The following is a 19932-nucleotide window of genomic DNA, read 5'->3' on the forward strand; positions in this document are numbered from 1 at the left end:
CCAGATCCGGCCGCGTTCGGGGCCACTGATCACCAGCCACGGCCGGCTTGCGAAGCCCAGGTGGCACAGGGCAATCGCGCCGACGGCGCGCTGCGGGGCCAGAGAGGAGGCACCCGGGCGTCAGGGCGAAAAGCGCGGCGAGCGAGCGTGAGACGGGCGAGAAGGGCGCAGGACGGGCGCCACCGGGCGCCTGGCAGGCGACGGCCCGGACCGGCGCCCCCAAGGGCCGGACGGACCGTCAGGGAATGACGATGACCGGGCGGTTGGCGCGGCGGGCCAGTCGACCGGATACCGAGCCGAAGATCTTGCCGAGCAGGCCGTGCGTGCTGCCGACCACGATCGCGTCCGCAGCGTACTCGCGGCCGACCTCCTCGATCTCATGACAGATGTCGCCGCCCCGCTCGACCAGGATCCAGGGCACCCCCGCGAGGAAGTCCGCGCAGGCCAGCTCCAGGCCGAGCACCTCGGTCCGGTGATCGGGAAGGTCGACGAAGACAGGAGGTTCGCAACCGGCCCAGACCGTGGCGGGGAGGCGATTGGCGACGTGCACGATCACCAGACCGCACTTGGAGCGACGAGCCATGCCCACCGCGTAGGCGAGGGCGCGCTCGCTCGACAGTGAGCCGTCGAAACCGACCACCACGCCGTGCTGAAAGGCGGGATCACACGAGCCGCCCGGCGTCGCCTGCACCACCGGCTCACCAGAGGCGCTCGGCAGGCCGGAGCCTCCCGGGTGGTCGGCACCCGGACCGAGGCGGCCCGTCATCGCCGACTCCGTGCGGTCGGGTCGATGGTCGCCCCGCTGCTGGCGGGAACCGGGTCGGCCCCGGCGCGCAATGTTGCGGAGCAGGCGGGAGAAACCCTTGGCATCCACAGCGTCCGCGCCCGCATCAGGGTCCGCGCCCGCACCGGGCTCCGCACAACCGCCGCCGCCTCCCCCGGCCGCTGAGCCCGCACTGCGGACCGCATCCGGTTCAACCGGTCGGGAGGACTCAAAACCAGCCATGGCTCAAGGCTCTTCGAAGGAGATGGGCCGACAAGAGAGGACAACGCTGCCCGGGCAACAGGCCCGCCCACGGGAAGACGTCGGTCTGCGCCGAGCACCACCGTTTGTGACCTGTTCCTTTCAGAGTACGACGGGCAGGAGACTCAGCCCAGCGGCAAAGCCTCGGAACGGCTTTGTTACCGCGAATGGAGGATGCGCCCGCCGTCGGCGATGCGCCCCCTGCCAGCGCGCGGTCGCGCCCCCTCTGGCAAAGGAGGTCCTCTGGAGCTTGACTGAGCGAACGGGGCGATGCAACAGGCCACCGGGACACCGTGACCGGACTGTCATTGATCGACAACGATCCGTCGCCGACCGTCACCGGCCGCTGTCGTCGGCCGGCCGTCCGACCGGGCTGCCACGGACGACACATCGTGCGCGGTCACGCGCCCTTTTACGCCGTCTCACGACCACCGGTTCCGGGCCGCTCCGGGCTGCTCCGAGCCGCTCCGGACGGCCTCCGGGTAGCGCGCCGCCGCGACCGGGTCGCCGCCCACCCCGCCGCGGGCGTCCACGATGCGCAGGCGTCCCCCGAGCCCGGCTCACCCGCGCCGGTATCCGTTTCAGCCAATGCGCACGGGTTCGCGACGGCGTCTGGCATTTGCCAGGTGCATACGCGCGGCCGCTGGCACCATGCTCGACATGCCCCTGCTCCTGTTCGACCTCGACAACACGCTGCTGCCCAGGGACGCCGCTTTCCGGGCCTGGGCTCGGGACTTTCTGACCGAACGAGGCCTTCCGTCGGGCGACCTCGACTGGCTCGTCACCATCGACGGCGGCGGCTACGTACCGCGCAGCACCGTACTGTCCGCGACCCAGCGCCGCTACGGGTTGGACGACTCCCTCGACTTCCTGCTCGCGCACTACCGACGCGGCATCAACTCCCACATCCACTGCCCGTCCAGGAACATCGACGCACTGCGGGCGGCACGCGCGGCCGGGTGGACGCTCGGCATCGTCAGCAACGGCAGTACCCGGCCCCAGTTGGAGAAGATCCGCCGGACCGGGCTGGGCCCGATGGTCGACGGCTGGGTCATCTCGGAGGAGGCCGAGTGCGTCAAGCCGGATCCGTTGATCTTCGAGATCGCCGCGCAGCGGTGCGGCATCGCGCCCACCGGCGACTGGGCGTCGAACACCTGGATGATCGGGGACCACGCCCCCGCCGATATCGCGGGCGCGGAGCTGGCCGGGCTGCGCAGCGTCTGGCTGCACCACGGCCGGCCCTGGGCCGAGCCGGGCTACCGGCCGACGCTGAAGGCAATCGGTCTGCCGGAGGCCGTCGGGCAGGTGCTCTCCGCTCGCAACGCACCGGGAGCCCGGCCGGGGATCCGGGCCGCCGGACCGGGCCGCCGGCGGACGGTCGACACCGTGGCGGGCACGCGCTGGCTCCGGGGCCACGTCAACGCAGCGCTGCCCGGCACGGAGCTGTCCGGCGCGCGAACCGGCGCGCAGCTCTCACTTTCCGCCCCGGACGGCCTGTGTGCGCCTGTTCCCGGCGACCGCCCGGACACCAGCGCTCCGGCCGCCGCGGCGGCCTCCGGTGTCTGAAACCGTTCGGGCGCAGTTGCCGCCACCGGCGTCGGCAGACCTGCCGGTGAGGAGCGTCCGGTCTCCTTCGGCCGGAGCGTCGGCACCAGCCGGACCGCCCCGCCACTCCCTCCCCTGACCCCCCGTCGGATCACCCCCGCCAGGCCACCTCCGCCGGGCCACCCCGCGCAGGAGCGCACCACGGCCACCGACCGCCCGGCGCGCACCCGGGCCGCGGCGGCGCCGTCGAACGTGATTCGGCCACGCTCCCGGGCCCCCGCGCCGTCCGGGCAGCCCCCAGCGCCCCAGCCCCCGGCCCAGCGGCCCACCCCGTACCCGGTGAGGCACCGGCCGGCGTCGCGGGCTCGGGCGGGCGCTACTGCTTCGAGGGCTCGGGCAGCGACCACCAGTGGCTCCGGCCCTCCACCGCGAAGCCGAGCTTGCGGTACAGCGGTTCGCCGAGCATGGTGGCGACCAGGGTCGCCGGTCGGTCCAGGTGTGCAGCGGCCAGCGCGGTCTCCAGAACGGCGCGCGCCACCCCCCGGGAGCGTTGCTCGGGGAGCGTCGCGACCCAGTACACCCCGGTGGCCCGGCCGTCGTCGTAGGTCAGGCAGGCGCCGGCCAGGTCGCCGCCGATCCTGGCTCGCCAGGCCCGCAGGCCCGGTTCGTGCCGGAGGCGCTCGGGCAGCATCCCGCCCCGCGTCCAGGGCTGGCGGTCCGTGATCGGGAAGCCGTCGACCACCGCGTGCTCGACCTCGGCGAACGCCTCGGCGTCCAGGGCCTCATCGACCGTCAGATCACCGCCGCCCAGCGCGCCGGAGGAGGGCAGCGCGCCGAGCAGGGGAACTTCGAGCGGACCGGGCTCTCGGGCCATCACGGGCATCGCCCGGCCGTGGACGCAGCCGTGGCGCGACATGTCCAGCCGGAGGTAGGGGTCCTCCAGCGTGAGCCGGGTGGTGGACCAGTCCTCCAGAAGGGCCGCCAGTTCGTCCTCCAACAGCTCCGGTTGGTCGTAGGGGCGGGTCACCACGATGCGGTGGGCGTCGTTCGGAGTGCGGGCGCAGCGGACCGCGGTGAATCCGGGTCGGATGAGTTGATGCCATCCGCTCGCACGGGCTTGGGCGAGCCAGAAGGCGGCGGCATTGTCGTTGGCCTGTTCGAGCCGGCTGAGGTTGTCCACGACAGGACGGTAGCGCGGGGAATCAACGACCGATCCACGGCCCCGGCACTGGCCGGATGAAGCCAGGGAGGCGCACACATCGAGATTCGTGCGCCCTCGTGTGCACCGCCTATTTTCGGTCAATCTCACGCGGCTCCCCCGCCCTTGGGCAAAGCCGCAGCCCAGACCCGCCGGCCGGGCACGCCGAAGCCGGGCGCCCCAGGACCGGCCCCGCGACAACCAGCCACCGTTGCACCGGCCCCCTTCCCAGAAGGGTCGACGGGTGCCACGCTTCGTGATCGAATGCATCACGCCAAATTGCCATGTCGACATAGCGTCGGATGGTGAACTTGTCACAACGGCAACGGTCCACCCGATAGATTCGATCTTGGCTAGCAGTGCCGCACCACCACACCACACCACCGAGGGGGCTTGAGCGCCTTGAGCAGGGTGAGCAGGAGCGACGCGGGTCCTGACAGCGACCAGGCCGTGGCCGGTATCGCGGGTCGGCCCGCGAGAGGCACCGGCGTTTCGGCCATCGCTGCCAACCCCCGTTCCTCCGGCACCTCCAGCGCCACCCCATACGTCTCATATGCCTCGGTGGGCACATCGACCCCACCAGCCTCAGCCGCCACATCGGCCTCGGCGCCCTCCGGTGCCGGCGCCTTCTCCGCGGCCTCGGACCATGCCGGACGGCCGGTCAGCCGACCCGTCGTCAGCCCCGGTGTCTCGCAGGGCCCGGGAGCGGGCGGCCACCAGGGTCCGTCGGTTCCCGGCCATCCTGGCGCTCACGCCGCCGCCCTGCCCGGCGCCCAGGCCGGCGGGCACCCGCTCGGCCAGGCGCTCGGCCATCCGGGCCAGGACGCGGCGTTCCCGGCCTCCGCCGGAACGAGCGTCGGCATGACGGCCACCGGCCTGCCGGGCGGCACGCTCGGCCCGGGCCCGAGCAGCCAGGGCGCGAACGGCCAGGGGCCGAACAACCAGAGCCTCAACGGCCACGGCCCGGGCGGGCACGGCAGCGGCGGCGGGTCCGGTCTGAACGGCCCCTCGATGCCCATGATGTCCACCGCCCCCCGGAAGCTCTCGGGCCGGCGCCGTCGCGAGACCGTCGCGGTGCTGATCTTCGGCGGCGCTCCGATCTTCGAGAGCTCGATCCCGCTCTCCGTCTTCGGCGTCGACCGCCAGGACGCCGGGGTCCCCCGCTACCGCCTGCTGGTCTGCGCCGGCGAGGACGGGCCGCTGGCCACCACCGGCGGCCTCACCCTCTCCGCCCCGTACGGGCTGGAGGCGCTCGCCCGGGCCGGCACCATCGTCGTCCCGGCCTGGCGCTCGATCTCGCAGCCTCCGCCGGTCGAGGCGATCACCGCACTGCGCAAGGCGCACCACGAGGGCGCGCGGATCATCGGCCTCTGCACCGGCGCGTTCGTGCTCGCGGCCGCCGGTCTGCTGGACGGTCGCCCGGCGACCACGCACTGGATGTACGCGCCGACCCTGGCCAAGCGCTACCCCCGGGTCCACGTCGACCCGCGCGAGCTCTTCGTCGACGACGGCGACGTGTTGACCTCGGCGGGCACGGCCGCCGGCATCGACCTCTGCCTGCACGTGGTGCGCAGCGACCACGGTGCCGAGGCCGCCAACGCGCTGGCCCGCCGACTGGTGGTGCCCAGCCGACGCAGCGGCGGAGGCCAGGCCCAGTACATCGATCAGTCTTTACCGGAAGAGATCGGCAACGACCCGCTTGCCGAGGTGGTCACCTGGGCGCTGGAGAACCTCAACCAGCAGTTCGACGTCGAGGTGCTGGCCGCGCGCGCCTACATGAGCCGGCGGACGTTCGACCGCCGGTTCCGCACGCTGACCGGCAGCGCCCCGCTGCAGTGGCTGATCACCCAGCGGGTGCTCCAGGCACAGCGGCTGCTGGAGACGTCGGAGCTGTCGGTGGACGATGTCGCCCGTCGCTGCGGCTTCCGGTCGCCGGTGGCGCTGCGCGGGCACTTCCGGCGCCAGCTCGGGGTCTCGCCTGCCGCGTACCGGACCAGCTACCGGGCCCGTCGCCCCGGGTCGGCCTCGCCGACGCCGATGCCGACGCACCCCGGTGACCTCCGGCTGGCCGGTGCCGTGCCGCAGTCGGCCGCGGCCCATGCCGCGACGGCCGCTGCTGCCGCCACGGCGGCGCTCGGGCAGCACGGGCAGACGCCGGCGCTCCCGTACCCGGCCGGCGCCCCCGCGCACCCCGGCCAGCACGGCCCGCTCGGACCGCACGGCCAACACGGCCAGCCGGCCGCGCAGGGGGTCCATGCCCGTGCCGCCCAGCCCTACCCGCATCCGCAGGCGGCCCACCAGCCGCACCCCGGCCAGTCCGGGGCGGGGCGCGGTCCGGCGCGACCGCCACTGGTCCCGGCGCAGGCCGGTCCCGGGGCGGGTCGTCCGCCGCGCACGGCGGAGCACGCCGCGGCGGAGGACGGTCAGCCGCAGCCCGGGGCGCGTGGTCAGGGCCAGGGGCACCGCAGCGCGGCCGAACGGCCGTCGGAGGAGGGCGCCGGCGCCCGGGGGCACGGTGCGGTCGGCGGTCGGCCGGCCGCGTCGGCTGCTCCGGTGACGCCGGAGGGGCGGGCCCGTCAGGGCCGCGCGCCCCAGGTCCGGCCGCAGGGCGGTCGCGCCGTCAGCCCGGACGGAGCCCGCGAGCCGCGTGACCCCCGTCCCGCGCGGGACGGCCACCAGGCGCATCCGGTCCACCCCGCCAACCAGGCCGGTCAGGCCCGGGAGGCGCACGAACCGGACGGCCACGGCCAGGACGCGCACGGCTCGGAGGCCTGCGCCCCGGCACCCCGCTCGGCTCCTCCGGTGCCCGTGGCGCGTGATCGCGCCGTAGGGTGAGTGACGTGAATGACCGTTTGGTATGGATCGACTGTGAAATGACAGGCCTCGACCTCGACCGGGACGCCCTGGTCGAGGTCGCGGCACTGGTGACGGACTCCGAGCTGAACGTCCTCGGTGAGGGCGTCGACGTCATCATCCGCCCGCCCGCCGAGGCCCTGGCGAACATGCCGGAGGTGGTGCGCACGATGCACACCTCCTCCGGGCTGCTCGACGAGCTGGAGCACGGCGTCACGCTCGCCGAGGCGGAGGCGCTCGTCCTCGCCTACGTGCGCGAGCACGCGCCGGAGGCCGGGCGGACGCCGCTGTGCGGGAACTCCGTGGCGACCGACCGCGGCTTCCTGGCGCGGGACATGCCCGCTCTGGAAGGCCACCTGCACTACCGGATCGTCGACGTCTCCTCGATCAAGGAGCTGGCCAGGCGCTGGTACCCGAGGGCGTACTACAACAGCCCGCAGAAGGGCGGCAACCACCGGGCGCTCGCGGACATCCGCGAGAGCATCGACGAACTGCGGTACTACCGCGAGGCGGTGTTCGTCCCGCAGCCCGGCCCGGACACCGACACCGCGCGCGCGATCGCCGAGAAGTACCAGGCCCCGACGGACTGACCCGTCCGCACCTCCGGGGCGGGGGCCTGCGCAGAGCCGGCCGTCGGACCCGGGAGGGCGCCCGCATCGGGCTGATCGAAACCCTGGCGCGAGCACCCTCTCGGATCCTGTATTGTTCTTCCTGTCGGAACGGGAACGCGAAGAGCGGGAACGAGCCGGACAGATGGTGGGTGTAGCTCAGTTGGTAGAGCACCTGGTTGTGGTCCAGGTGGCCGCGGGTTCGAGTCCCGTCACTCACCCCAGAGCCTGAGGGGCCGATCTCTTCAAGAGATCGGCCCCTCAGGCGTTTTCGCGTTCCCTCACATTCCCGCGGTTTCCCTCCCGGGAGACCTGCCACCAGAAGCTACCGACTAGTAACATTGCTGCCATGACCACACCTTCGATCGGCCAGCTGCTCGACTCGACCGTGCCGATGGCACACACCCTCAAGCTGGAGTACCTGGAGACGACGCCGGAGCGTGCCGTCCTCCGTCTGCCCGACCAGCCCGAGTACCACAACCACGTCGGCGGCCCGCACGCCGGCGCGATGTTCACCCTCGCCGAGTCCGCGAGCGGTTGCATCGTGCTGGGCGCCTTCGGTGACCAGCTCTCGCGCGCCGTGCCGCTCGCGGTGAGCGCCGAGATCTCGTACAAGAAGCTGGCCATGGGAACCGTCACCGCCACCGCGGTGCTCGGCCGACCGGTCGCGGACATCGTCGCCGAGCTCGACAAGGGCGAGCGCCCGGAGTTCCCCGTCACGGTCGAGATCACCCGTGCCGACGGCGCTGTGACCGGCGTCATGACCGTCATCTGGACCCTGCGCCCCAACTCCTGATTCCCGCAGGAGCACTGGCCCCGCAGCCTCCCGCAGTCGAGTCCGCCGGCGGGACCCGCAGCCCGGCGGACCCCGGCTCGGCGTGATGACTGTCCGTGACGGCGGCCGTGACCTCACGGCCCGTCCGCTCGTTCTCAACTCACGTGCGAGCCAATCACGCGACCAAGGCCCCGGGACCCGTCCGACGTGCCGACGGCGCCGCCCGGCGCCCGGGCGGCCGGTGGCTGCCCCGCCCGCGCGTCGTCGCGGCGGGCGGGGCGCTCCTCGCACAGCTCTGGGGGCTCGGGGCATCCGGCGCCTACGCGGCGGCCACCGGGCCGCTGCCGGAACCGGTGAGCCGCACCGTCGGCCGGACGCTGGGCGACCCGGCCCTCGACGAGGAGTCAGCCGGACACCCCGCCGGTGCGGCCGGCCAGGACGCACCGGCGCACGAGTCGTCGGCGCACTCCCCCGGCCAGACACCGGCCGGGCAGGCACCCAGCGACCAGACAGGCCAGGCCGGCCCCGGACAGGCGGCGTCGCCCGGCGTCCTCGGACAGCTCGCCGACCCGGCCGTCGCAGCCGTTCCCGTGCCCGGGCTGGACGCGGCGACCGTACCCGTCGGCGACCTGCTCCAGGACCGGATCAGAGCGGGCGGCCTGCCGCTGCCCGGACAGCGGGCCTCCGTCCCGGACGCGTTCGCGATCGCCTCCGGACTGCTCGGCACCGCACCCGCCCAGACCCGCTCCGGCCGAGTGCGCGCCTCCCGGGACGGCGACTCCGGCGGGCCGGCGGCCGAACCCCGTCGGGCGGGCGGTTCCACCGCCCCGACCACGCAGCCCGCCCCGGCGGCCGGTGGGCCGCACGACCCCGCCGCCGCGGCACCCGTCCAGGAGCCCGCCGACCGCCGGGACCGCACCGCCGGTCAGCCCGGCCCGGACGGCCCCGAGGCCACCGCCCGGGCGGCCGCCGCCGACCACTCCGCGCCTCACGAGAACCTCGCCGTACCCGGCCCTGCCACCGCCCCGGCCGGGTACGGCCTCGCCGGCACCGGGACGGCCGTGCTCGCGCCCATCGCGGCCGGACTGCTGCTCACCGGCGCCGCGATGTGCAAGCACCGGGGGCTGCCGCGCGGACACTGAACCGGCCCGCGGTGAGGCGCTGCGGTGCCGCCGGACCGGGCGGGCCGACCGGGCGGGCCCGACCTGGTCCGGCGTCCGGCGTCCGGGCAGCGCCTCCGGGGCCAGGGCGGGTTCCAGGAGTCGGCCCGGCCGCGTTCGGCCGCCGGAAACCCGTCGACTACCGGAAGACCTCCGGCGGCGGGGCCGGGGAGGGGGCCGCGGTGAGGTCGGTGGCGGGGGCCGCACCGGCGGCGAAATCGGCCAGGGCGCGGCCGTGTTCGACCCGGCCGAGGGCGGCGTCCGAGGCCACCTTGCGGCTCAGTTCGGCGATCGGGAGCGACGTGTGCGCGGCGGCCAGGATCAGGTTCCCGAAGCGCTTTCCGCGCAGCACGGCCGGGTCGGCGACCAGGCAGAGCTCGGGGAAGACCGCGCCGAGGGTGGCGATCTGCGAACGGGCGAAGGGCAGCGCCGAACCGTCCGCGATGTTCACCGCGTACCAACCGCCGGGGGCGAGAGCCCGGGCCGCCAGTGCGGTGAACTCGACGGTGGTGCAGTGGGCCGGGACACGGGCGCCGGAGAAGACGTCGGCGATCACCAGGTCGACGGTGCCCTCGGGGGTCCGCTCCAGGACGCTACGGGCATCCGCGCCGCGGACCTTGATCTGCCAGCCGCGCTCCAGCGGGAGTTCCGCGCGGACGAGTTCGGTGAGCGCGGTGTCGATCTCGGCGACCTGCTGGCGCGAGCGTGGGCGGGTGGCCGCTACGTAGCGGGCCAGGGTGAGGGCGCCGCCGCCGAGGTGCAGGACGGTGAGCGGCCGCCCGGCCGGGGCCACCAGGTCGATCAGGTGGCCGAGCCGACGCTGGTACTCGAAGCCCAGGTGGGTCGGGTCGGCCAGGTCGACCATGGACTGCGGCGCGCCGTCGATCAGCAGCGACCAGGCGGCGGAGCGGTCGCGGTCGGGGCGGAGTTCGGCAAGTCCGGAGTCGACGGGGCGGGTCAGCGCCCCCTGGGCGTGCGTGCGGCCGCCGGGGCCGGTGGTCGCCGGCTGCGGCTCCGCCGCCGTACGGCCCTTGTCCGTGCTGCGGCCGGCCCTGCTGCTTCGTCCCATACCGGTCATTATCGCCGCCACGCCGAAAGCCTCCGCAGCTCGGCGGAGGACCCGGGAGGAAGGGAAGGAAGGAAAGAAGGGAGGCGAGGGGAAGGACGGTGGCGCGAGCCTTCCGGGCGGGGCCTCCGCACGAGCCCCGGAGGACTCGACAGCCCGGCGGGGAACCGGGTGGGCGGTGCGAGCCTCAGAACGGGCCGAGGCCGCCGGCGGTCAGGGTGCAGGCGGCCTCGCAGAGGGCCGAGCGCAGGACCCAGGCGTCGGTGGGGCGGACGGCGAAGTCCGCCCCGGCCGGAGGCATCACCCAGCGCGGATCGGTGGCGGGCAGGAGCAGGGCGCCCGCGGTACACGAGCTGCCGGGCAGGTGCCACGTCTCCGAGGTGCCGGCCGGGACGAAGAAGGAGACCGTGCTGCCGTTGCGGCTCTGCAGCACCGCGCCGCAGGCCCGGCGCAGCCGCAGGATGTCGACCGCCTCCAGGCCGTGCCGCAGGGCCACCGTGACGGTGTCGCAGCCGGTGACGACCACGCCGCCGCCGTCCGCTCCGATCCGGCGGACCGGACCGCTGCCGCCGCCGCACGGGGCCCGGCCGCCGTCCAGGGCCCCGCGGCCCGGCACGCGGTCGTCGGCCGCCTCGGGCAGCAGGGCGGGAGCGGCGCCCGCGAGCACCCCTCCGGCGACCAGGCGGTGGTACTGCGGTACTCCGGTGGCCATCACGGGCTCTCCTGTCACCTCGTCCGATCGGAAGTGCCGCCGCTCCGGGGGGTGGGGGCCGCCGCTGCGGGCGGTTGGCCTGGGCGACGACCGGGGCTTCCACGTATCAGGACAACGCCGGGGGCGCGGTCGAGGCCACGGGGCGCCTTACAGCAAGGCATGGCATTTCATGGCAGATCCAGGCAACCGCGCCCGTTTTGACCGCAATTGACAGCACATCATCCACAAACGCGCTGTGGCCGGTCGGTGACTCCGGGTACTGTCAGTTGCGTGCCGGCGGCCCATTCCGCCCCACCCGGCCCACCCGTGGTCGACCCCACCGGGCCCACCCGTGGCCGAGCGGGGTCCGGCCGAGCAGAGTCCACCCCGACCGAACAGATCCGGGCCGGCCGGGCGGAGCCACGGCACCGTCCGGCCGAAGCCCACCGTACGCAGGACCGACACCCACCGGAACCGCCCCACCTCGAACCAGCACCCCGCACGACCACGGAGCGCACCATGGCAGCCACCCCACCGGCCGAGCCGAACCGCCCGTCACCCAACACCGTGATGCGCGCACTGCGCGGCGACCGCTCGCCGGGCGAGTTCGCGATGTCCGTACGACGGGCCGCCCGCGAGATCGGCGAGCACGTCTCCTGCGACGCCCGCTACGTCGGGCGGGTCGAGGCGGGCGAGATCCGCTGCCCCAACTACGCCTACGAGCGGGTCTTCCGGCACATGTGGCCGGACCGCACGCTGACCGACCTCGGTTTCGCCCCCCGCACCGCCGTCCGCCGCCGCTCAGCGGACGGCGGCGGGGGCTCCGCACCACCCCGACTCCACCCGCAGTTCCCTCCCCTGCCCGCCCCGCGCTCGCCGCACTCCATCCAACTCCCGTACGCTGCCTCGCCGTACGCGGAACCACCCCCACCGGACGGACCGGCGTCGCCGAAGTCCGCGGCGTCTCTCCGGGGGCCCGATGGATCGCACCATTTCGACGAGGAGAACGACGACGTGCGTCGCCGTACGTTCCTGGCCGGCGGCCCGGCCGCGCTGGCCACCGTGATCGGCATCGACCGGCCGACCGGGGCCGCCGGCCGCACCGCACCGGGCGCGCCCGGGGCCGAGGAGGCCGCCGCCCGGTTCATCCCGGCCCAGTCCGGACTCGGTACCGGGCGGTTCGGCCCGGCCCCGGCCCTGTTCGACCCCGGGTCCGCCTTCGTGCCCGGCCGGCCCGGCCCGGTACCGCCGCCCCGCCGGATCGGTACGGCCGAGGTGCTCAGCGTCGAGCAAGCCGTCCGGGACATCCGGCTGGCCGACGACGTGTACGGGGCCGACGCCCTGTTCGAGCTGGCCGGGCAGTCGCTGCGCACCGCGTACGTGCTGCTCAACGAGGGCGAGTACAGCGCCGAGACGGAGCGAAGACTCCAAGCCGGTGCCGGCGAACTCGCCATCTCGGTGGGCTGGTTGGCGCACGACTCGAACCGGCTGACGGACGCCCGGTCGCTCTACGCCGAGGCGCTCGCCACCGCCCGGATGGCGAGCGACAGCGCGCTGGAGGCGCACGTGTTCTGCAACAGCGCCTTCCTCGCCCGGGACGCCGGCCGCCCCCGCGAGGCGCTCCGCGCCGCCCAGGCCGGACAGGCCGCCGCCCGGCACCTGGACTCCGACCGGCTGCTCTCCCTGCTGGCCATGCGCGAGGCCGGCGGCTGGGCACTCCTGCAGGACCGCGCCGCCTGCGAACGGGCGCTCGGCCGCGCGTGCACCCTGTTCGACCGAGGCCCCTCCGAGGCCGACCCCGAGTGGATGTCCTTCTTCGGCGAGGCGGAGATCGCCGGGCTGCAGTCCCAGTGCTGGTCCGCGCTCGGGGACTTCGACCGGGCCAGCGAGCAGGCCGGGCTGGCCATAGCCCTCCAGGAGCCGCACTTCGTGCGCAACCGCGTGCTGTACACGGCCGAGCTGGCACACGACCGCCTCGGGCGGGGCGACGTGGCCGGTGCCGCCGACCACGGCACGGCCGCGGTGGCCCTGTTCGGCGAGGTCCGCTCGGCGCGGATCCGCAGCATGCTGGCGGACACCGCCGAGCGGCTGCGCCCGCACCGGGCCGTCCCGGAGGTCGGCCGGTTCCTGACCGAGTACGACCTCGCGGCGGCGGCCTGAACGGCCCGGCGGCGGTGTTCGCCGCGACCGCACACACCCCGGCAGGGGCCGCACACGCCCGGGCAGCAGCCGATCACCCGTACGGCGCCGGGCCCTGACGGACCGTCGTGGCCCGGCGCCGCGGGCCGGTCAGTGCTTCAGGCCCTCCAGGTGGCCGAGGTCGTTCCAGACCTCGACCGCCGGCGCGCCGTACTCCCAGGAGAGCACGCAGAGCGCGGCCGTTCCGAGCTTGAACCGCTGGGCGTACTCGGGCGGCAGCCCGAGCCAGCGGGCGGTCAGGATGCGCAGCAGGTGGCCGTGGGCGAAGAGCACCACGTCGCGGTCGGCGCAGTGCATGACCGTGGTGTCCGGCTCCGGCACGCCGTGCTCGTCGTTGAGGTCGGCGAGGAAGGCGTCCACCCGGGCGGCGACGTCGGCCAGCTTCTCGCCGCCGGGCACGCCGTCCCGCCAGATCAGCCAGCCGGGCCGGTCGGTGGCCCGGATGTCCTGGCCGGTCCGGCCCTCGTACTGGCCGTAGTCCCACTCCAGCAGTTCCGGCCGCTCCGCGGCACGGTCGCCGAAGCCCGCCAGGGCGCAGGTCTCCTTGGCGCGGTCGAGCGGGCTGGTGTAGACGAGGGCGTCCGGCAGGCCGTTCCAGGGGGCCTTGGCGAGGCGGGCGCCGAGCGCCCGGGCCATCGCGCGGCCCTCCTCGGTCAACGGGATGTCGGTCCGGCCGGTGTGGCGACCGGTGGCCGACCACTCGGTCTCGCCGTGGCGGACCAGGACGATTCGGGCGGGCATGGGTGGCTCCTCGCAACGGGGCGGTGGCAACGGTCGGTCTCGCCATTGAGCACCGGCACTCCATGATCCCTCACCCGGGGGCCGCCCACGATCCCGGGCCGGGGCACCGCGGCCGGAGCAGGGAGGCCACCGCCGCCGGCGTCCGGTGCGCACACCGGGCGCTCCCCGCCGCAACCGCCCGCCTCAAGCGCCCGTCGGCCGGCGCCGCCCCGCGAAGCGCCCCGGACACCGCCCGGGAACCGCGCGGGCACCGCCCGAAATCGGCGCGGATGGCCGAGGATCGCCGGACCGGACCGGAGTGTCGGACCCGGGTGCGACACTGGGCCGCACCATGAACGTCTCGACGAACGTCCCGTCCACCGGGCACTTTGAGCCGCTCGCCCAGCGGCTCGCCGACCTGCGCGGTCCGGCGCCGCAGCGCAGCCTGAACGCCCGGGCGCTCGCCGCGCTCGCCGCCAATCCGGGCTGTCACCGCCGCGCCGTGCTCGACGCCGCCGGGGTCGACAAGTCGGCCCTGGCCGCCCGGCTCGGCCGGCCCGCGCCGTTCGGGCAGTCCCCGTTCGCCCTCGCCCGCGGTGTGATCTTCGAATCGCGGCTGAAGGAGGACGACTACACGGCGTTGCTGGAGCCGCTCCGCCGCCACCTCGGCCTGCCGGCCGACGGCGGCGCCCCGCTCGCCGTGCCCGATCTGCTGCGCCGCTCCGGTCCGGCGGTCCGGGCCGAGCGGACGGCCGCCGCGCTGGCCGAGGCCGCCGCCGATCCGCAGGCCTGGACGCTGCTCGACCACCCGCTGCTGCGGCTCACCCTGGCCGGCAGCACCGCGTACCTGGAACCGGACGCCGTCGTGGTGCACGACGGGCGGTGCACCGTGATCGAGATCAAGTCCTTCCCGGTGCTCGACGGCAGCGCGGACCCGGCCAAGGTCGGCGCCGCCGCCCGCCAGGCCGCCGTCTACGTGCTGGCGCTCCAGGAGACGGCCGCCGCGCTGGCCGGCCGGGAGGCGGACCGGAACCCGTACGTCGAGCAGCGGCTGCCGGGCAGCCCCCGGCTGAGCGTGCTGCTGGTCTGCCCGAAGGACTTCAGCAACCGGCCCACCGCGGTGACCGTGGACGTCCGGCGCGAGCTGGCCACCACCCGCCGCCAGCTCAGCCGGATGACCGGCATCGGCCGACTGCTGGACGCGCTGCCGCCGGGCGCCGGCTTCGACCTCGCGTCGGACGGGACGGGGGCGCCCACCCGCTCGGCCGAACAGCTGGCCGAGTCGGTCGAGGCGGTGCCGGCCGCGTACAGCCCGGACTGCCTCTCCACCTGCGAGCTGGGCTTCCACTGCCGCGCCCGGGCCCGCTGCGGGGACCGGGTCGAGCAGCTCGGCCGGGGCGTGCGCGGCGAGTTGGGCAGCATCCGGACCGTCACCGAGGCGCTGGCCGCCGCCGGGGCGGGCACCACCGCGGAGCGCGGCGCCCACCCCGGCACGGCCCCCGGAGACGAGGAGGACGACGCCGACGAGGCCGCCGCCAGGCTGGCGTACGCCGCCGCGCTGCGCGCCGAGGCGCTGGGTCGGCCGCTCGCCGCGGTCGCGGTCGCCGCGCCGGCCGGGGCGGGAGCCGCCCGATGAGCCTGCTCGGCACCCTCGCCCGGTTGGAGGCCGTCCGCAGCGGCCGGGCCGAACCGCTGGCCACCGTCCGCCACCGGCACCTCTCCGACCGCCCGATGGTGGTCGTGCCGCTGACCGCCGCCGGCGAGGCGGGCGCGCCACTGGCCGTGCTGCTGGGCACCGACCGCTCCGCACCCCGGCTGCACATCGTCCCGCAGCCGCTCAACCGCACCCTGCGCTTCGACTTCCTGGCCGAGCTGGCCGCCGATCTGCTGCCCTACCTGGAGTCCTTCGCCACCGAGGTGGAACAGATCGAGGGCTCCGAGAAGGATCCGGAGACCGGTGAGAAGGCGCAGGTCTTCCGCGAGCTGTGCACCGACGCGCCGCAGCTGATCGTGCCCAACAGCGCGGGCGTGCACCACCTCGCCCTGCTCGGCCGCTCCACCCGCTTCCGCCGCACCGTCGAGGACGACGAGCCGGGCCCCTACCCGGCGCCGGCCCGGGTGCCGCTGCTCGGCCGCTGGCTGACCCACCTCACCGACCGGGCCCAGGTGCCCGGCACCAGCCTGCTGCTGGCGATGACCGGCCTGCTCTCCCGGCACTGGGCGACCGGTCAGAGCCACCTGGAGGACCAGCACCTCGCCGCCCGGCTGGCCTGGCACGCACCACCGGCCGGCCTGACCGGGGCCGAGGCCGCCGAGCGGGCCGAGTCCGCCCGGGACGAGGGCGGCCAACTGCTCCACCCGCCGGCCGGTCCGGCCACCGACCCGCGCTTCGACGAACTGGTGCTGGGCCCGGCGATCGCCCGCTACGACGCCGCCGCGGCCGCGCTGCCGCACGCCGTCCAGGAGCCGGGCGGCACCGATGCCCAGCAGGCCCGGGCGGCCGTCCGGACGGCCGTCGAGCAGTTGCGCACGGTGCTGTCCCAGGTGCTGCTGCCCACCTGGCACGACGTCTGGCACGGTCTGGACCTGCTCCGCGACCTGCCGCCGGCCGGGCACCTGGCGGAGCGCTGGACGGGCGACCGCTGGTCCTACACCGGCCACCGGGACCGGCTGGCGGCCGGCGAGCCGCCGCAGCCCCGGCAGGACGACGCCGTGACGGCCGCCCGGAAGCTTGCGCAGCGCGAGCGCGAGCAGGCCCGGCTCGACGTCCAGGAGGCGCTGGACGACCCGCTGGCGATGGCCGAGCACCGGCTGTCCGGCGAGGCGTTCTCGGGTGTGGTGACCGAGGTGGTGCCGGACTACGACACCTCGGGGCGCTCGCCCAAGCCGCGTCCGCTGGTCACCGTCCGCACCGCCGACCGTCCGCACGCGGACCTCGGCCGGGAGGCGCACCGGGTCCGGGAGGCCGCCTCGCCGGAGTCCGGCGGCGGGCCGAGCGCGCAGAAGGCGGTGATCGCCGCGGTCGACCCGGCGGAGGGCACCATCACGCTGCGGATGCTGTCCGGCATGGGGCGCAGGAAGGAGCCCGAGCCGGGCAGCCTGCCCGAGCCCGGCGAGCGGGTCACCTTCACCCTGTTCGAACTGACCGTCCGCCAGTCCGCGCCGCTGCCCGAACCGGACGACACCCCGTGGACGCACGGCGGCCCGCCCGGCGCCGCCTCCGCACCCGGCCCCGTCCCGGCCGCCATCGCCGCCGGGTCCCCCGCCAGCGAGGAATGGGAGTGATCCGGCCGATGAACAGCGAGCAGGCCCCCGGTGCGGCCGCCGACGCGGCGGTGGCCGGGATCCTGGAGGCCACCGTCCGTCCGGCCGTCGGCGCCCCGCGCGGCGTGGTGGTGGACTCCCCGCCCGGCGCCGGCAAGTCCACCCTGGTGGTGCGCGCCGCCCGGGAGCTGGTGGAGGCCGGCGAGCGCCTCATGATCGTCGCCCAGACCAACGGCCAGGTCGACGACCTGGTCGACCGACTGGCCGAGAAGGCGCCCGAGTTGACGATCGGCCGGCTGCACGCGGCGGACTCCCGGCCGGGGCCCGAGGTGCTGCGGCACCCCAATGTCACGCCCTCCGACAAGGTGACGGACCTCGCCGAGCTCGACGTGGTGATCTCGACCGCCGCGAAGTGGCAGTGGGTGAAGACCGAGGCGCCGTGGCGGCACGCGATCGTCGACGAGGCGTACCAGATGCGCTCGGACGCCCTGCTCGCGGTGGCCCGGCTGTTCGAGCGGGCCCTGTTCGTGGGGGACCCGGGCCAGCTGGATCCGTTCACGGTGGTCGGCACCGAGCAGTGGGCGGGGCTGTCGTACGACCCGTCGAGCAGCGCGGTGGTCACGCTGCTCGCGCACAACCCGCAGATCGAACCGCACCGGCTGCCGGTCTCCTGGCGGTTGCCGGCCAGCGCGGCGCCGCTGATCTCCGACGCGTTCTACCCGTACACGCCGTTCCGTTCCGGCACCGGGCCCGGCGAGCGGCGGCTCACCTCCTCGGTCCGGCCGGACGGCTCCGCCCTGGACGCGGCGATCGACCGGGCGGCCGAGCACGGCTGGGCGCTGCTGGAGCTGCCCGCCCGGCACACCGTCCGGACCGATCCGCAGGCGGTGGCCGCCGTGGCGGCGACCGTCCGCCGACTGCTGGAGCGCGGTCTGACGGCCCACTCCGAGCAGGGCTCCGTCCCGCTCGCCCCGGGCCGGATCGCGGTCGGCACGGCCCACCGGGACCAGGCGGCGGCCGTCCGGGCGGCGCTGGTCAAGGCCGGTGTCCCGGTCGACCGGGCGATCGGGCCGGCCGTCACGGTGGACACCGCCAACCGGCTGCAGGGGCGCGAGTACGACGTCACGGTGGTGCTGCACCCGCTGTCCGGGCGACCGGACGCGACCGCCTTCCACCTGGAGACGGGACGGCTCTGCGTGCTCGCCTCCCGGCACCGGCACGCGTGCATCGTGGTGGCCCGGGCCGGCATCGCCGAGCTGCTGGACGAGCACCCGGCCACCGAGCCGGTCCAGCTGGGCGTCTCGGTCAAGTTCCCCGACGGGTGGGAGGCCAACCACCAGGTGCTGCAGCATCTCGCCGGGCACCGGGTGCGGCTGGCGCGCTGACCGGGCCCGGCGGGCCGCAGCAGGCCTCCGGCGGGCCGGGCGGTCGTCCGACGGGTGCACGCCCCCGGCGTGCCGGGCGGGAATAGCGCCCGGACTCGCACCGTTCCGTTACCGGCTGCCGCCGCGAGACAATGGACGACGGCCAGGACCGGGCGGCGGCGTCCCCGGCTGCCGTCGTCCGCCCCCACCGAGCACCCGGAGGTGTCCGTCCATGCCCGACTCCCACGCCCAGGCGTCCGACCCGAGCGGTTCGACCGTGCCGGCCGGGCCGGGCGCAGGCGCCGGTGAAGCGCCCGCCCGACGCCGGCGCCCGGTCCAGCTGCTGTTCGAGCCGCACCTCGCCGAGCCGGAGCCGGAGCGCTTCTTCGACCTCGAGTCGATCGAGGATCCGGCGGAGCTGCTGCGCCGTTCCACGGAGCTGGCGCTGGCCTTCCGCTCGGCCGCCGAGCGGGCCACCGACTTCCAGGCCGTCGCCGCCGCGCAGCTCGCGGACACCCGCCGGTTCGACGCGCTCTCCGACACCGAGATCGCCGAGCGGGCGGACTGGACGCCGGACTACGCGACCAAGATGATCGAGTACGGCCGCAGCCTGCTCCAGCCCCGGCGCCACGAGGGCTAGCGGCCGACCCCCGGCCCGGCCGGCGGCTCCGGAAGCCGGCGAGGTCGCTGTGGCCGGTGACAGCGGTGGGGCCGGTGAGCCCCGGGCGCAGTCGGCCCGGGCACCCGGTCCGGCCCGCGAACCTCGCCAGTGGCATATGCAGCGCGGCAGGGTACGCCGCTCCCCGCCGCGCTGTCCGGCAAACCGCGCTTTCCCTCCCGGACACCCCGCGGACGCCCCACGCTGCTGTCCGTGGACATCTGGACGTATCAGTCGGTGGAGTACGTCACCGTGGCCGGGGAGGCCTGGCTGGCCTCCGCCAGCGAGTACCCGCGCAGCATGCGCGCCCTCTGGGAATCGCGCCCCTGGGCGCCCTCGGTGCTGCCCTGCGGCCGCGCCTTCGACGTGATCAGCATGCCGTCCCTGTTCGGCCGCAGGGTGCTGGACGAACTGTGGACCTCCGGCCCCGGCTGCGGGCCGGTCGCCGTGTACCGGGGGCGCACGCTGCTGTTCGTCCGGCCGGGGGCGGCGGCCCGGCTGCGGCGGCTGCTCGCCTGGGAGGAGTGGGCCCGGGACGTCCCGCCGCTGCTCTGCCACGGCCGCGGCGACGCGGTGACCGTCCCGCCGGTGCAGCGGATGGTGCACAGTCCGGACTCTCCCGGTCTGGGCGCCGGGCGGTGGATCGTCGCCCCGGAGAGCCGGGAGCCGTGGCTGCCGGGCGCCTCGGTGGTGCTCTGGGCCTGCGTCCGGGCGGCCCGCGAGCCCGCCGAGCGGGCCGGGTCCGCGGCCCTGCCCGTCGGCTGAGTCCGGCCTCCCCCGGCTCCGGGAATTCGATTTTGGCCGGGC

At 75.4% G+C, this 19932-nt stretch carries 14 protein-coding genes, 1 tRNA gene and 2 pseudogenes; 12 read left to right on the forward strand and 5 right to left on the reverse strand.

Annotated features, from left to right (window positions below):
* Positions 1 to 238: 238 nt before the first annotated feature.
* Positions 239 to 673, reverse strand: a pseudogene (locus ACFVYI_RS03285) (universal stress protein); the annotation flags it as partial.
* A 1011-nt stretch (positions 674 to 1684) separates the two neighbouring features.
* Here ACFVYI_RS03285 and ACFVYI_RS03290 point away from each other — a divergent pair.
* The gene (locus ACFVYI_RS03290) at positions 1685 to 2590 is read left to right on the forward strand and encodes an HAD family hydrolase (RefSeq protein WP_387881053.1); all 906 of its coding nucleotides are present in this window, start codon (positions 1685 to 1687) and stop codon (positions 2588 to 2590) included.
* Between the two features lie 355 nt (positions 2591 to 2945).
* On the opposite strand, the gene ACFVYI_RS03295 is transcribed toward ACFVYI_RS03290, so the two are convergent.
* A complete protein-coding gene (locus tag ACFVYI_RS03295; protein ID WP_387881056.1) occupies positions 2946 to 3749 on the reverse strand; it encodes a GNAT family N-acetyltransferase in 804 nt (267 codons plus the stop codon).
* 1029 nt (positions 3750 to 4778) lie between these two features.
* On the opposite strand from ACFVYI_RS03295, the pseudogene ACFVYI_RS03300 reads away from it, so the two are divergent.
* From ACFVYI_RS03300 to ACFVYI_RS03320, 5 genes and pseudogenes are all read left to right on the forward strand, one after another.
* A pseudogene (locus tag ACFVYI_RS03300) lies at positions 4779 to 5790 on the forward strand (helix-turn-helix domain-containing protein); the annotation flags it as partial.
* 817 nt (positions 5791 to 6607) lie between these two features.
* A complete protein-coding gene (gene orn / locus ACFVYI_RS03305; RefSeq protein ID WP_387881058.1) occupies positions 6608 to 7210 on the forward strand; it encodes an oligoribonuclease in 603 nt (200 codons plus the stop codon).
* A gap of 166 nt (positions 7211 to 7376) precedes the next feature.
* Positions 7377 to 7452, forward strand: a tRNA-His gene (locus ACFVYI_RS03310).
* A 125-nt stretch (positions 7453 to 7577) separates the two neighbouring features.
* On the forward strand, positions 7578 to 8024 hold the full coding sequence (locus tag ACFVYI_RS03315) for a DUF4442 domain-containing protein (protein WP_387881061.1): 447 nt from the start codon (positions 7578 to 7580) through the stop codon (positions 8022 to 8024).
* A gap of 143 nt (positions 8025 to 8167) precedes the next feature.
* A complete protein-coding gene (locus ACFVYI_RS03320) occupies positions 8168 to 9145 on the forward strand; it encodes a hypothetical protein (RefSeq protein WP_387881064.1) in 978 nt (325 codons plus the stop codon).
* 157 nt (positions 9146 to 9302) lie between these two features.
* Here ACFVYI_RS03320 and ACFVYI_RS03325 read toward each other — a convergent pair whose 3' ends face one another.
* On the reverse strand, positions 9303 to 10232 hold the full coding sequence (locus ACFVYI_RS03325) for a spermidine synthase (RefSeq protein ID WP_387881066.1): 930 nt from the start codon (positions 10230 to 10232) through the stop codon (positions 9303 to 9305).
* Positions 10233 to 10416: 184 nt separating this feature from the next.
* Positions 10417 to 10941 carry a hypothetical protein gene (locus ACFVYI_RS03330; protein ID WP_387881069.1) on the reverse strand — a complete coding sequence of 175 codons (525 nt, stop codon included), beginning with the start codon at positions 10939 to 10941 and terminating at the stop codon, positions 10417 to 10419.
* Positions 10942 to 11439: 498 nt separating this feature from the next.
* On the opposite strand from ACFVYI_RS03330, the gene ACFVYI_RS03335 reads away from it, so the two are divergent.
* Positions 11440 to 13080: a tetratricopeptide repeat protein gene (locus tag ACFVYI_RS03335; RefSeq protein WP_387881071.1), complete on the forward strand. Its 1641-nt coding sequence runs from the start codon at positions 11440 to 11442 to the stop codon at positions 13078 to 13080.
* A 129-nt stretch (positions 13081 to 13209) separates the two neighbouring features.
* Here the strand turns inward: ACFVYI_RS03335 and ACFVYI_RS03340 are convergent, their stop codons facing one another.
* Entirely contained in the window at positions 13210 to 13860 is a 651-nt protein-coding gene (locus tag ACFVYI_RS03340) for a histidine phosphatase family protein (protein WP_387881073.1), read from the reverse strand.
* Positions 13861 to 14191: 331 nt separating this feature from the next.
* Between ACFVYI_RS03340 and ACFVYI_RS03345 the strand changes: the two genes are divergently transcribed.
* The 5 genes from ACFVYI_RS03345 to ACFVYI_RS03365 all read left to right on the forward strand — a co-directional run bounded on the left by ACFVYI_RS03345 (position 14192) and on the right by ACFVYI_RS03365 (position 19890).
* Complete coding sequence (locus ACFVYI_RS03345; RefSeq protein WP_387881076.1) at positions 14192 to 15475, forward strand: hypothetical protein; 1284 nt, start codon at positions 14192 to 14194, stop codon at positions 15473 to 15475.
* Positions 15472 to 17124 carry a hypothetical protein gene (locus ACFVYI_RS03350; protein WP_387881079.1) on the forward strand — a complete coding sequence of 551 codons (1653 nt, stop codon included), beginning with the start codon at positions 15472 to 15474 and terminating at the stop codon, positions 17122 to 17124. The genes ACFVYI_RS03345 and ACFVYI_RS03350 overlap by 4 nt, the downstream gene beginning before the upstream one ends.
* Before the next feature lie 8 nt (positions 17125 to 17132).
* Positions 17133 to 18488 carry an AAA family ATPase gene (locus tag ACFVYI_RS03355; protein ID WP_387881081.1) on the forward strand — a complete coding sequence of 452 codons (1356 nt, stop codon included), beginning with the start codon at positions 17133 to 17135 and terminating at the stop codon, positions 18486 to 18488.
* Between the two features lie 211 nt (positions 18489 to 18699).
* Entirely contained in the window at positions 18700 to 19107 is a 408-nt protein-coding gene (locus ACFVYI_RS03360) for a hypothetical protein (protein ID WP_387881084.1), read from the forward strand.
* Positions 19108 to 19338: 231 nt separating this feature from the next.
* On the forward strand, positions 19339 to 19890 hold the full coding sequence (locus ACFVYI_RS03365; protein ID WP_387881086.1) for a bifunctional DNA primase/polymerase: 552 nt from the start codon (positions 19339 to 19341) through the stop codon (positions 19888 to 19890).
* Positions 19891 to 19932 lie beyond the last annotated feature (42 nt).

The sequence above is a fragment of the Kitasatospora sp. NPDC058218 genome, assembly GCF_042882445.1.
Classification (GTDB): domain Bacteria; phylum Actinomycetota; class Actinomycetes; order Streptomycetales; family Streptomycetaceae; genus Kitasatospora.